This is a genomic window from Paraburkholderia sp. WC7.3g, assembly GCF_050436345.1.
GTDB lineage: Bacteria > Pseudomonadota > Gammaproteobacteria > Burkholderiales > Burkholderiaceae > Paraburkholderia > Paraburkholderia podalyriae.
In genome coordinates this window covers 276610-288625 of the sequence record NZ_JBNDMA010000003.1, presented here as the reverse complement: position 1 = coordinate 288625, position 12016 = coordinate 276610, and the positions used below count along the sequence as shown (strand labels likewise).

Sequence of the window (12016 nt, the reverse complement as noted above, 5' to 3'; positions counted from 1 at the left end):
ACGTCCCCAGAAGGGACGTGGCGCGTAGGTCACAACTATCCTCGATTTCACGAAGCTCGCTCCCTTACCGGAGCGGGCTTTTTTTTCGTCCATCCATCCCGGATGGGCCTTTCTCAACTGGAGGTGCTTATGTTGTTGCCCGACCGCCTCAACGAGCGTATCGCCGAGGCTATCAAGCACCAGATCGACAACGAGCGTGCCGCTTCGGACACGTCGTCCGACGCCTGGCGCAGTCGCTGCGAAGTTGCGCAAGTCGCGATGTACAGCGACGACCAGCGCTCCGTCTTTATCCACCATGTCAGCGAACGTCGCGGTAGCGCCGCAGCCCGGGAGATTGAATCCCAGGCCGGCACGCTACGCACGAACGCCATCTTTTTTCTCTCAAGGAAACCCTCATGAATGCAGTCGTCCAGATGTTCGACAACGCGCCTCGCAGTCTGGTCGAAGAGCGCGCAATCCGCCCGCCGGTCATTGGCAAGATCCGGCCCGGTATCAAGGTGCTCACTCGCAACGCCCAGGGTAATCCGGCTGCGGTCAGGATATACAACGAGATGGTGGCCGCCGGCGACTCGTACGAGACGATCGGAAAGGTGATCGAGACGAAGCTGAATCTGCGCAATGCGCTGATTCCGAGAAACGTCGCGCATTTCACCTGCAGACGGTCTGACTTCTCAAATCCCGACACGGCTGACGAAATTCTGAAGCTCTACGGCGAGGATCGTGGCGACGGCCTCAAGCTTCACCGCTTCCCGGTGATGTTCGCCTTCGACGACTGGCTGCGCAATGTGCCTAACCAGATGGCCGCCTACACGACGACGGGACGGCAGTACTTCTCGGAGTATGGCCGTGACGGCAAGCGCTATTGCAAGACGTACGCACCGGTCGAGCGCGATGAGCGTGCGAAGCGGGTGCGGCGGTCTTTCGGTGGACGTCTTGTCATCCAGCGTCAGGACGACGACATTCCCGATGGCATCTGCGACCCGCACGTGTGTCCGCAGTATCAGGAACGCAAGTGCAACCTGAGCGCGAACTTCGTGTTTGCGATTCCCGACGTGAAAGGGCGTGGCCTGATCGAACTTCCAACGAATTCGATTTACGTCCTGCAGAAAGCGTATTCCGCCATGCAGACCGTCTCGCTCGCGCGGGGTCGGCTGACCGGCACGCGCTTCTGGCTGTCGAAGAAGGAGTTCGACATCACGCGGATTGACGACAACGGGCAGGCGGTGCGTCAGAAGCAGATGCTGACGGTGCTCGATGCGGATATCGATCTCGGGGCATTGCTCGATGCGGGCGATGAGCCGCAGCCAGCGCTGGAAGCGGCGAGCCGGGCAGTTGCTTTGATCGAAGCCGGTGGCAATGTCGAGGTCCTGTCGCAGGTAATGACAGATGCAGCCTCTGAGACCGTTGGGCAGACGCATGGCGAAACTGTCGGTGCGAGCGGTTCAGTTACCGACGGCGGTGAGCCCGAAGAGGGTGAGACGCTTGCGGACAAGCGTCACCGCATGTCTGATCTGCTTAGCCGGTTGGGACTCAGCCAGCCGGATCGTCAGCAGGATTTTCGCAAGTTCGCGCACGTCAGATTCGGGCGCGGCTGGGCGGAAAGGCCGGCAGACGTCGATCAGATGAACGAACGCCTCACGGCGGCGCTCGATGATCGCGCTGCGTTTGACGACGAAATCATGCAGGCAGTGACCTACGTCTGACCTTAGACCGGCCCCTTCGGGGCTGGTCGTTCCTCTTTCTTCTTCGCGTAACGAGAACCCTTCAGCAAGCGGCACTTGCTCAAGCGTTTTCGACCGCGCATCCCTGCGCATCGAATTCTTCCGCCATGACGGCGGATCATTTCCCTGTCTTGATGGAGTATCAACTTTATGTCGAACGATCTGGGCGCCCTCACGGGTCTGCAGCAGATGCGTTGCGGTGGTTGTGGTGGTGACCTGTTCAAGGACTTCACCGCGGATCGAACGCAGCGGATCGTTGTCCAATGCCAGCAGTGCATGAGCACGTCGTGGATCGAACCCGAGCCTGCGAAGCTGCAGATCAACTGGGGAGAAGGCGACGGCTGCATCACAGTCTTCTAGGAGCATTCAACAATGCGCAAGATCGCAAACTTCACGCTGTTTTTTGGCGCTGAGGACGCGCTGAGTAACTGGCATCCGTGCCGCTTCAGCTATCACGGCGTGGACTTTACCTCGGTCGAGCAGTTCATGATGGTGCGACGCGAAGTCGCGTAAGTAATTGTTTCAGCTAGATGCTTAGCGAAGAAACCTGCATTTCCGTGTGCAGTAGCCTACTCAAGCTCGCGGTGTTGGTAACGGCACCGTGAGAAGCCTTGAGGACAATGTAGATCGCCTTCGGGCTAGGTGATCCCGCGAGGGTAGCCGAGAACTCCGAGCACAACTGGGGTTCGGTCGCTAGGCTGATCGGTATGGGTAACACATGTGAACTGTCGATAAACGTCGTTAATTGCAACAAGCCAAACGTGCTGACAGGCTTGAACCAAAACGGTACGTGACTGGTTGACCCGCTCATCATTCGGGTCACACGGACGCAACAGTCACCGGCGAAAAGACAGGCCCTAACCCGGTCGTGTTACTTACGTGGAACGCGGTAAGCCCGTATATCTCCCGCAAGGGTAGGAGCATCGCAAGATGCAACGATGGATTGCGGGTATGGGATCGTGGAAAAAGCGAAGGCTCGGTTGTAATGACCGAGATACAGGCAGCTGTTTTTGTCTGGCCCGAAAGGGAGCCCACTTCCACGTGGTCTTTCATCACGAGATGTATTGAGAAACCTTTTAAGGAAGGAAAGCAGATGACTGCATCGTTGGTAGACGCAGGTGCGCCTTCCCATAACTCGGTTGAGTGGCGCCAGATTGATTGGTCCCGCTGTCATCGAGAAGTGAGAAGGCTGCAAGCGCGAATCGTGAAGGCAACGAGCGAAGGCCGCTGGGGCAAGGTGAAAGCCTTGCAATGGCTGCTAACGCATTCGTTTCATGGCAAAGCTCTAGCCGTGAAGCGGGTAACTGAGAATCGAGGTAAGAACACGCCGGGCGTGGACGGGGAAACCTGGTCTACGCCGGAATCAAAGTCTGCTGCCATTTTTTCGATGGGGCGACAAGGTTACCGACCGTCACCTCTGCGGAGAATCTATATTCCGAAAAGCAACGGAAAGCTCAGACCCCTGGGTATTCCGACAATCCGAGACCGAGCGATGCAAGCGCTGCACCTGCTATCTCTCGATCCGGTGGCTGAAACGATTGCCGATGGTTATTCCTACGGTTTTCGTACACATCGATCTGCGGCTGACGCCATAGAGCGGTGCTTCGGTGTGCTGGGAAAGAAGGCCTCTCCGCAGTGGGTGTTGGAAGGTGACATTAGAGCCTGCTTCGACGAAATCAGTCATGACTGGCTACTCGCGAACGTTCATATGGATCGAGCGATACTCCGGAAGTGGCTGAAGGCGGGATTTGTGAGCGATGGTGTCTTATCGCCCACTGAGGAAGGTACCCCTCAGGGCGGAATCATCTCCCCCGTACTCGCCAATCTCGCATTGGATGGGCTACAGGCCATGCTTCGAGACCGATTTACATGGGTTTCGAAAAACAAGCTTAGGGGGTGTGTCAATCTTGTCCGGTACGCGGATGACTTTGTGATCACGGGGCGTTCGAAAGAATTCCTGGAACACGAAGTACTCCCGGCAGTCGTAGCGTTCCTCCGGGAACGAGGGCTTGAGCTTTCACAGGAAAAAACCCTCACCACGCATATTGACCACGGTTTCGACTTTCTCGGTCAGAACATCCGGAAGTACGGCGGGAAGCTACTGATCCGGCCGTCGGATAAAAGCGTGCGTTCGCTGATGGACAAGATTCGCGATGTAGTCAGAAACAACAAGCAGGTTAAGCAGTCAACGCTGATCCGTTTGTTGAATCCAATCGTCAAGGGCTGGGGCAACTATCACCGGCACGTAGTCGCGAAAGACACATTTCACAAAGTGGACTTCCTGATTTGGCAATGTTTGTGGCGGTGGGCAAAACGCAGGCACCCAAGGAAACGTCTCCCGTGGATCAAGAACCGGTATTTTCACCGTGTCGGTCCTCGGGACTGGGTTTTCGCGGCAGATGAGCGAGAACCCGGGTCGGGCGATGTAAAACTGTTCAAGCTTCAACACTTGAGCAAAATAACGATCGTTCGGCACGTCGCTGTCAAAGGCGAGACGAATCCATATGACCCAAGGTGGGAAAGCTACTTCGAAGAACGTCTTAACCTTCGGATGGCGAGATCATTGACCGGTCGGAGGGTGCTCCTGTCGCTTTGGATTTCTCAAGGCGGCAAGTGCGCTCACTGCGGGGAAAAGATCACCAAGCAGAGTGGATGGCACGTTCATCATATTCGTTGGAGATCGCGGGGCGGGAGCAGCAGTATCTCCAATCTCGCTTTCCTGCACCCCAATTGTCACAGGCAGGTTCATAGCCGAGATATCGCAGTTCGTAAGCCGGCTCCTTGACTGGGGTTTAGAAAGGCTTGAGCCGGATGAAGGGAAACTTTCAAGTCCGGTTCTTAGGGGAGGGGCAGCCAGCAATGGCTTTCCCTTACCCGACTTCTCAAAGGCCAAGCTGTTTGGTGATGAGAATTCGGCGGCGGAGATTCTCGCGGCGCGTTATCCGAAAGATCAGAAGGCGATCGGACGGGGCGTGAAAGGTTTCGACCTTGCGACGTGGGAAGGCAAGCGCGAGGCGATTGTCTATGTCGGGTGCCGGGAGAAGTTTGCCCAGAATCCGGGATTGCGCTCGCTGCTTCTGGCGACCGCGCCAACCGAGCTTGTCGAGGCCAGTCCTTACGACCGTGTCTGGGGCGTAGGGCTAGGCTAGGTGAGCGGGACCCGCTGATTCTCGACAAGGCGAACTGGCGTGGCACGAACCTGCTTGGCGTCACGCTAATGAAGGTGCGCGACACCCTTTCTCGCTGACTGTTTTTCCGACTGCGCCGCCCGGCGCGTGATCCATTTAAGGCTGCCCTGGGCGGCCTTTTTCTTTTTCAGGAGGCGACGTGAAAATCGCTCACATGTCTGACCTGCATTACTCGCCAGAAAACCTCGATGAGGCGGACCGGTGTTTCTCTTTCGCAGTTCAGGACGCGATGAATCGCTGCATGGATGTCGCTGTTATTTCCGGCGACTCGACTGATCATCGGCTTGATGCGCATGCGCCCGCCCTGAACCGGCTGGCGTGGAACATCAACCACCTGAGTCTGTCCATGCCGGTGTTAATGCTTCAGGGCACGTTCTCGCACGAGCCACCGGGAACGCTTCGCAACTTCGCATTGATGGGCACGAACTACCCGGTATTCATCGCCGAGCGCGTGCAGCAGGTCAGCCTTCTCGAAGGGAAGTTCTTCGGTTCGGCAGGGCCCGTGTTCAACGAAGAGGAGCTGCGCAGCGTCCTGACTCTTGGCGCCGACGTCGTGTTCACCTGCCTGCCCTCGATCAACAAGGGGCAACTGGCGGCCGCGGTCGGTGCGAAGAATGCTGCGACGGGGCTTGAGGCGGTGCTGGGTGACTACCTGGCAGCGGCTGGGCGGATCAATGCACAGCTTCGAGCGTCTGGCATTCGCACGGTCGGTGTGTCGCACGGCACGGTCAACGGTTGCACGACTGAGCATGGCGTGACGATGGCGGGCTTTGATCACGAGTTTTCACTCGGTGCACTGTTCGAGGCCGAATGCGATGCGTTCATGCTGGGCCACATTCACAAGTCGCAGCAGTGGGAACGCGGCGGCCGTGTCGTGGCTTATGCCGGGTCGCCTGGACGGTTTCACTACGGCGAGGAAGGTGACAAAGGCTATCTCGCGTGGGACGTTGAGACAGGGAGCGCGAAAGCGTTGCTTGTTCCGACGCCGGCGCGCGAGACGGTCTGCGTTGACTTCGACGGCCCTCCAGACATGGAGCGACTCGCGGCCATCGCCGCTGACGCAGGCGACAAGTTCGTCCGTGTTCGCTGGCAGGTGGACGAGGAGCATCGCCAATCGGTAGACCGTGAAGCGATTGAAGCGCTGTTCGCTGGCGCGTCGGCTTTGAAGCTTGAGCCGCGCATCCTGCCTGTGACCCGCTCGCGATCGCAAGGCATCAGTATCGAGCCGACTGTCGATCGAAAGATTGAACGGTGGGCCGAACATGCGAACGTGGATGCTGCGCCGATCGTCGAGCGGTACCGGTTGCTCGAGTCTGGCTATCCGGAAGCGATTGCTGCCGCGGTGCTGGCCGGTCTGACCGATGAAGACGTTGGCGCTGCTGTGGCGCAATCGGTGCCTGAGCCATTCTCTTCGTCAGGGCAGTTGCCGGTGGACATTCCGCTGGAGCCTGAAAGCGACACGGTGCCTGATGCGACGGTCGAGGTCTTGCCCGCCGCACAGATGTCGTGGCTCGAAGATGATCTGTTTGCAGCGTAGTTTACTGCCCGAATGCAGGAGAGGCCGGTATGGCTCTCCTGCAGTGGAACAGTAGCCCTGTTCCGATAGCTGTCGCAGCTATCGAAACGAGGTTTCACCGCGTCTCACGACGCATCGATGTAGTCGTTGCTTCACCTTTCTCTACAGTTCATTTCTTTTACCCTGGCGGGGAGCGATCCCTACAGGGAGCACTCCGCCTGTTACCTACGGAGTGCAATCATGTTTGGTCTTTACCCTGCTGGATCCGATTGGGCTCGAATCTTCGCCAATGACGATCAGGACATACGCGACGTTCAGAAGTCGCTTGTTGAGCACGCTGGTTTCACGGCGGCAATTCTTCACCAACCCTTCGGCAAGGACCGTGGGGCCGTCCTGGCGCAGTCTGGCCAGATGCTTGTGCTGAGCGCAACCACGCCGGGAGCGAGTCAGGTCGTCGTTACGCCTGCCGTTGAAATGCAGCACCTGCTCTGGTCATATCACATGGGCATGGCGACGCAGTGGTCCCCGATGGAGATCCGTACCCTGACCGGCTATGCCGGGTGGGACGAGCTTCTCACGTGTGCCCGCCGCGAATTCGCCCGGGCCTGCGAAAAAGTCGAGGCTGCGATCGCAGGCAAGCTTCGGGCGCCTGTGGCTGTCGCAGAGAGAGGCGATCCGATGGTCGAGTCTTTCCCCGACGATGACGATGTCGCTTTCTATTCGCGGATGGCAGCAATGTCCGAAGCTGCGGAGGTGTCGCCATGCGCCCTCTGAAACTGACGCTCGAAGGCTTCTACGGCGTCCGTGACGGGATGAGGCGCGAAAGCGTCACGCTTGACCTCGAGTCGCTGCCGGAAGGCCTGATTGCGCTTGTCGGCGCTAACGGGGCCGGCAAAACGACGATCATGGACAACCTGCATCCGTATCCGATCATGCCGTCACACGCCTCGATGCTGTCGGTCGATGCCTTCTCATACTGGGACCACATCTGTGGAACGAGTGCGCTGAAGGAGCTGGAGTGGGAACACGACGGTATCCGGTACCGCTCGACGTTTTCATTCAGAAAGCCCGGCAAGACAGGCAAGGCGGAGTACTACCTTGCCTGGCATGGATCGGACGGCGCGTGGCATCCCGTTACGTTGCCCGACGGCACCGTGTCGGACGGCAAGGCGGCGACGTATAACCGCTGTGTCGAAGCCATCAACGGCTCCCTTCAAAGCTTCTTTACCAGCGTTTTCTCCGCGCAGAACCGGCGGCCGCTCGCGTCGTATGGTGCGGGAGAGATCAAGACGCTGCTCGCAGAGATGCTCGGCATTGAACACCTCAAGGCGCTGTCGGCGAAAGCCGGTGACGTCGCGAAGATTCTTGGCCGTGCGCTCGACGAAATCCAGACGGATCTGACGGCACTCGCGGGAAAGCGACAGCGTAAAGCGGATGTCGAACGCTCCGTGCTTGCACAAGGCGAGCTTCTGCGCGACACGCGTGCACAACGCGATCTGAAGCTTGAGGAAGCAGCGAAGCTGACTCAGGAGCGTGCGACGCTGGCGGCGAAGGCAGGCGAATCGGCAACTGCCGAGGCGAGGCTGCGGGAACTGTCGGTTCGCGCGCACGAGCTGGTCAAAGGCGGGCAGTCGCTGGATGGTGATGAGCGGGCAGCATCCGTTCGGACTCAGCAGCGCGTCAACTCGCTGAAGCAGGCCGTGGCGACTCATCAGGCGACGCTTGCCCGCAAGGAAGCGATACTGGGAGCGGCGGCGAAGCGCGATGAAGCGCAACTGCTGATCGGTCGCGAAGAGGCAAAGCTGGAGCCTCTGCAGCGCGTGATTGCGGATCTTGAAGGGAAGCAGGTGAGTCATGTGACGCTTCAGACTGCAATTTCGGGCCTCATGACGCAGGGTCAGACGAAAGCCGCCCACTTCGAGACGTTGACGAAGCAGGCTGCAGTCGTCGATCAGGTGCCGTGCGTGGGGCATGCCATGCATGCCACGTGTCCGCTGCTCAGTCAGGCGCTTCAGGCGAAATCGCAGGCAGAAGAGCAACGTGTGTCGGTGGCCGAACTTCGTGCGCAGTATCGCGAAAAGAAAGCACAGGCCGATCTTCTTGCACCGGTGGTCGCAGAGCTTGCTGCAAAGCGCAGTGAGGTTAATACGGTCGCCCGTACCCTAACTGACGCCAGGCGTGATCTGCAGGCGGCGACTGAACTTGCTGCCAGCAAGCCACTACTCGACGCTGCCGCAACGGGTCTTGAGACCGCTAACGCGGAATTGGGAGACGTTGCGACCGAAGCTGCTGCGCGGTCTGCCCGACACGAGTCCGAGAAGGCGCGTATGACGGCGGAGATGAACAGAATCCAGCAGGAATCGAAGCAGCTTGCAGCCGTCGACGTGACGGCCGCGATTGCAGAGACCGACCGGAAGCTGGCCGCGAATCGTGAAGCAGTCGCAGCGCTCGAGGGCAGTATCGAAGGTGCGATCCGCGCCCAGACAATGCTGCAGGCCGAAGCCAACGGACTGGCGGCGGACCTGAACGGGTTTTCCGCTACGCAACGGCGCGCCGACCGGCTCTCCGATGAAATTGCGCAGTGGAAGCTGCTCGCGAAAGGACTCGGCAACGACGGCGTTATTGCATTGACGATCGACGACGCGGGTCCCGCACTGGCCGACACCGTCAACAGGCTGCTGCTTGCCTGTTACGGCACGCGCTTCACGGTCGAAATCCGCACACAGCGCGCGCTTGCAAATGGCGAACTGCGCGAAGGTTTCGAGATCCTTGTGCACGACGCCGAGGCCGACAGTACGAAGTCCGTGTCGGTGATGTCCGGTGGTCAGAAGGTCTGGATCAACGAATGCCTCACACGAGGTATTGCGCTGTACCAGGCCCAGAACGCCGGGCAGCCGTATCAGACGCTCTTTAGCGACGAGTCCGATGGTCCGCTCGATCCGCAGCGCAAGCTGCAGTTTATGCGGATGAAGCGGGAAGTGCTGAAGCAGGGCGGGTATGAGCGGGAGTTTTTTATCTCGCAAACACCCGACCTGGTGAGCGACGCCGATGCTGTGATTGACGTTCAGTCGCTCGCCGCGTGACCAGTCATTTTTTCAACCCTGTGGGGAAACGCTCCCCACAAGGGGCGCTTTCTCGCTCTATTTCAAACGAGGAACGCCATGTCAATTGTTCGAAGTCTTCAACGACGCGCCGAAGCGGTAACGCTATCGGTTCGTCCCTGTTCGCCGCGCTCTGGCACCACTCACACCTATGTCCTGAACGGCACGCTCATGCGTGACGTTCTGGTAGACGGCAAGTGGGTGACTGTTCACACGAGCGAGCCTGTCGATTCACGCGCCGCTTAGGCGGTGCCACCTCCCTTTCTTTTGGAACTCACGATGCAAAACCTTCTGATGCTGCTGCTCGCGGCAGGTAGTTCGTCGCTATCCGCGTGTACGGCCCAACCACAGGCGCATGTGGCCAATCCGCGGCCGGTGATTGTTGTCCAGAACCCGAGAGGTGAACGGGGCGATTTCACGATCTGCCCGGACGGTCGGGTGCTTGTCTATCCGATCAGTCAACCGAAGTCGTGTTCGTGATTCGCTGAGTGTTCATGCGTTGAAATGCCCCGGCTTTCTCTTATGGAAGCTGGGGCTTTCCCGTTTAAGCGGTGCCTGCTGGCGTACTGGCTGGCAAGCCCGACCTCACCGGTCGGCGACTTTTTTTCAACACCCTGGGCGGGCACGCAGCCCGTCTGGGGCTGCTCCGCATTTACCTGTGGAGTATCTATGTTTGAAGCTGCAATTCCTGGATTTTACCCGGAGCGATTCTACACCGGAGCCGACGCGATGAAGTCCATCGATGGGCAGCCGACGTGTCCGAATGAGGTGCGACCGTGGGTTCGCAAGGTCAACCGGACGGCCGGCGAACGTGAGTTTCTGATCATCGGTGGCAGACCGACCCGTGACCGGGAGTCTGCGCGATGAGTACCGCGCTCACCGAGCCGAGCTGGCTTTCCGCGTACGCGACGGGCGAGAAACAGGGTTGGGCGCAGGCTTGTTCCCCGCATTTCGGTTGTCGGGAAAGTCAGCGATCATGTGGCCAAGTTCGTGTAGCTCGGAGTTGCCGAGGGCATCGCCAAGCAGTTCGTCGGTCGTCAGGAAGCGCGTTGTCCTGCTTTTGGTGTTTGTACCGCAAACCCCAAGCTGGCGGCGCTCGTTGACCCATACAACGCCACTTCCGCACTCGGCAACCATCGAAGAACAAGGATCAGGATTTGCCTCGCCCTCGAGAAAGACAATCTCCAGCCATGACCATGTCGTCGTCCGTTTTTTCCCGGGTGGTGAATCAGCCTCCTTGCCGAAACCGCGCATGCGCGTATTTGCGCATGTCGCAGGCGCGGGGCAATGCGTTGTTCATGCGCCTCGAATTGCAGGCGGAGCGTGTGAGCGGCGGTCGCGCAGCAGTTGGACGCGAAGCTGATGGAGCCGGGCAACTTCGAGCAGGGCCTGAACGCAGCAGGCGCGATCAGCGACGACCGGTTGCAGCGGCAATCGCAGGGACGCGTCGTGCCCGAAGCATTCACGCACGGCACGAGTGAGCAGCGGCAGCGGTGGCTGCGGCGCGGCATGGCGACGGGCGATATCCGCCAATGCGATACGATCCCGGCGCAGTCCTTGTAAGCCAGGTGTTTCGCAGACCGGACGTCAAGAAATCCGGGGCGTCCGCGTCGTGTCCGCCATCCACAGCGCGACTCGCGCTCACAGTGTGCTTTCCTCGCCCGCTCCATTATTCGCGTCGTCTTCGTTGATACGCGGCCACGGCCACGCTTGCACTGCCCAGGACGGCGGATCATCAACTGTCTCGAATCCGTACTCATGCGGATCTTCGAAGATGTCGGAAAACGTCTCTTCCAATATTTGCTGCATGTAGTCGACGTGTCGAATGCTCATGGGATGCCACTGCTTTCGAATGCGGTCCTGGCCTGCGATCACTTTGCGGGTCGGCAGATCGATTACGAACCGGTGCAACATATATGGCTCACTCGCCCACAAGGATTCCCAGCGCCCGACGGCATAACGATGTGGTGCTGGGTTCATGGAAGCAGCCTCGCAACGCAGGCGCTTGCCGGCTTGTCTTTGTCGTGGCCGACATGGAAGGCGACGGCGCCACCGACGACATCGAGAGAGTGGATGTGAAGCGGCTGAGCGGTATTGCCAACTGACCGGTCAGCAGCACGCCCGTGGTACCACGTTTTAGAAGCGTTGACCCGGACTGGATAGTCGGTCAGCCGCACACCCGTCTGCACCACGGGCCGCATGCACACGTGGCACACACCAGTCAACTCGCCGTCGATGACCCTGTTCAGTACGACGGCCAGCGCAAGGGCAAGGTCAGCATGGTGCGGTTGCGATGGCTCGCCACCAAGGGGATACACGACCGTCCGGACGAGCTTCCGATTTTTCGCTAGCACGATCCGGTAGCGCGCGACGCGCGGCGCGTGCCGCCATGCCGGATAGACGATGTTTTTGAAACGACTTTTGTAGACCATAGCTCAGCCTCAGTGTGTTGCCGTACCCTATGTTCGGCGCACACACCAGGTTACGCGT

General features: G+C 59.2%; 13 protein-coding genes and 1 pseudogene. 11 read left to right on the top strand and 3 right to left on the bottom strand.

Going from position 1 to position 12016, the window contains the following annotated elements; genetic code table 11:
• Nucleotides 1-132: 132 nt before the first annotated feature.
• The 10 genes from OKW43_RS32690 (at nucleotide 133) to OKW43_RS32645 (ending at nucleotide 10006) form a co-directional block, all read left to right on the top strand.
• Nucleotides 133-399 (top strand): DUF7696 family protein, encoded by a 267-nt coding sequence (locus tag OKW43_RS32690; RefSeq protein ID WP_429452557.1) that lies wholly within the window; start codon nucleotides 133-135, stop codon nucleotides 397-399.
• Nucleotides 396-1703: a hypothetical protein gene (locus OKW43_RS32685; protein WP_429452300.1), complete on the top strand. Its 1308-nt coding sequence runs from the start codon at nucleotides 396-398 to the stop codon at nucleotides 1701-1703. Before OKW43_RS32690 ends, OKW43_RS32685 begins: the two co-directional genes overlap by 4 nt.
• Before the next feature lie 168 nt (nucleotides 1704-1871).
• Entirely contained in the window at nucleotides 1872-2081 is a 210-nt protein-coding gene (locus tag OKW43_RS32680) for a hypothetical protein (RefSeq protein ID WP_429452298.1), read from the top strand.
• Nucleotides 2082-2093: 12 nt separating this feature from the next.
• Nucleotides 2094-2234, top strand: coding sequence for a hypothetical protein (locus OKW43_RS32675; RefSeq protein WP_429452296.1), 141 nt, complete (start codon nucleotides 2094-2096; stop codon nucleotides 2232-2234).
• Nucleotides 2235-2814: 580 nt separating this feature from the next.
• Nucleotides 2815-4506 (top strand): group II intron reverse transcriptase/maturase, encoded by a 1692-nt coding sequence (ltrA, locus tag OKW43_RS32670; RefSeq protein ID WP_429452294.1) that lies wholly within the window; start codon nucleotides 2815-2817, stop codon nucleotides 4504-4506.
• Nucleotides 4388-4870: an NADAR family protein gene (locus tag OKW43_RS32665; protein WP_429452555.1), complete on the top strand. Its 483-nt coding sequence runs from the start codon at nucleotides 4388-4390 to the stop codon at nucleotides 4868-4870. The genes ltrA and OKW43_RS32665 overlap by 119 nt, the downstream gene beginning before the upstream one ends.
• Before the next feature lie 178 nt (nucleotides 4871-5048).
• Nucleotides 5049-6446: a metallophosphoesterase family protein gene (locus OKW43_RS32660; RefSeq protein ID WP_429452292.1), complete on the top strand. Its 1398-nt coding sequence runs from the start codon at nucleotides 5049-5051 to the stop codon at nucleotides 6444-6446.
• 219 nt (nucleotides 6447-6665) lie between these two features.
• Nucleotides 6666-7199, top strand: a complete 534-nt coding sequence (locus tag OKW43_RS32655; protein WP_429452290.1) for a hypothetical protein — start codon at nucleotides 6666-6668, stop codon at nucleotides 7197-7199.
• Entirely contained in the window at nucleotides 7187-9508 is a 2322-nt protein-coding gene (locus OKW43_RS32650; protein WP_429452288.1) for an SMC family ATPase, read from the top strand. Before OKW43_RS32655 ends, OKW43_RS32650 begins: the two co-directional genes overlap by 13 nt.
• Before the next feature lie 297 nt (nucleotides 9509-9805).
• Complete coding sequence (locus tag OKW43_RS32645) at nucleotides 9806-10006, top strand: hypothetical protein (protein WP_090812578.1); 201 nt, start codon at nucleotides 9806-9808, stop codon at nucleotides 10004-10006.
• 396 nt (nucleotides 10007-10402) lie between these two features.
• Here the strand turns inward: OKW43_RS32645 and OKW43_RS32640 are convergent, their stop codons facing one another.
• The gene (locus OKW43_RS32640) at nucleotides 10403-10780 is read right to left on the bottom strand and encodes a hypothetical protein (RefSeq protein ID WP_143037318.1); all 378 of its coding nucleotides are present in this window, start codon (nucleotides 10778-10780) and stop codon (nucleotides 10403-10405) included.
• An 11-nt stretch (nucleotides 10781-10791) separates the two neighbouring features.
• On the opposite strand from OKW43_RS32640, the pseudogene OKW43_RS32635 reads away from it, so the two are divergent.
• A pseudogene (locus OKW43_RS32635) lies at nucleotides 10792-11089 on the top strand (neutral zinc metallopeptidase); the annotation flags it as partial.
• Between the two features lie 78 nt (nucleotides 11090-11167).
• On the opposite strand, the gene OKW43_RS32630 reads toward OKW43_RS32635, so the two are convergent.
• Together OKW43_RS32630 and OKW43_RS32625 are read right to left on the bottom strand one after the other, a co-directional pair.
• Complete coding sequence (locus OKW43_RS32630; protein WP_143037317.1) at nucleotides 11168-11506, bottom strand: hypothetical protein; 339 nt, start codon at nucleotides 11504-11506, stop codon at nucleotides 11168-11170.
• Nucleotides 11503-11958, bottom strand: a complete 456-nt coding sequence (locus tag OKW43_RS32625; protein WP_429452285.1) for a hypothetical protein — start codon at nucleotides 11956-11958, stop codon at nucleotides 11503-11505. The genes OKW43_RS32630 and OKW43_RS32625 overlap by 4 nt, the downstream gene beginning before the upstream one ends.
• Between the last annotated feature and the right edge of the window lie 58 nt (nucleotides 11959-12016).

Coding starts and splice junctions, on each gene's coding strand:
- OKW43_RS32685 (WP_429452300.1), top strand. CDS start 396: ATGAATGCAGTCGTCCAGATGTTCGACAACGCGCCTCGCAGTCTGGTC.
- OKW43_RS32680 (WP_429452298.1), top strand. CDS start 1,872: ATGTCGAACGATCTGGGCGCCCTCACGGGTCTGCAGCAGATGCGTTGC.
- OKW43_RS32675 (WP_429452296.1), top strand. CDS start 2,094: ATGCGCAAGATCGCAAACTTCACGCTGTTTTTTGGCGCTGAGGACGCG.
- ltrA (WP_429452294.1), top strand. CDS start 2,815: ATGACTGCATCGTTGGTAGACGCAGGTGCGCCTTCCCATAACTCGGTT.
- OKW43_RS32655 (WP_429452290.1), top strand. CDS start 6,666: ATGTTTGGTCTTTACCCTGCTGGATCCGATTGGGCTCGAATCTTCGCC.
- OKW43_RS32650 (WP_429452288.1), top strand. CDS start 7,187: ATGCGCCCTCTGAAACTGACGCTCGAAGGCTTCTACGGCGTCCGTGAC.
- OKW43_RS32645 (WP_090812578.1), top strand. CDS start 9,806: ATGCAAAACCTTCTGATGCTGCTGCTCGCGGCAGGTAGTTCGTCGCTA.
- OKW43_RS32640 (WP_143037318.1), bottom strand. CDS start 10,780: ATGCGCGGTTTCGGCAAGGAGGCTGATTCACCACCCGGGAAAAAACGG.
- OKW43_RS32630 (WP_143037317.1), bottom strand. CDS start 11,506: ATGAACCCAGCACCACATCGTTATGCCGTCGGGCGCTGGGAATCCTTG.
- OKW43_RS32625 (WP_429452285.1), bottom strand. CDS start 11,958: ATGGTCTACAAAAGTCGTTTCAAAAACATCGTCTATCCGGCATGGCGG.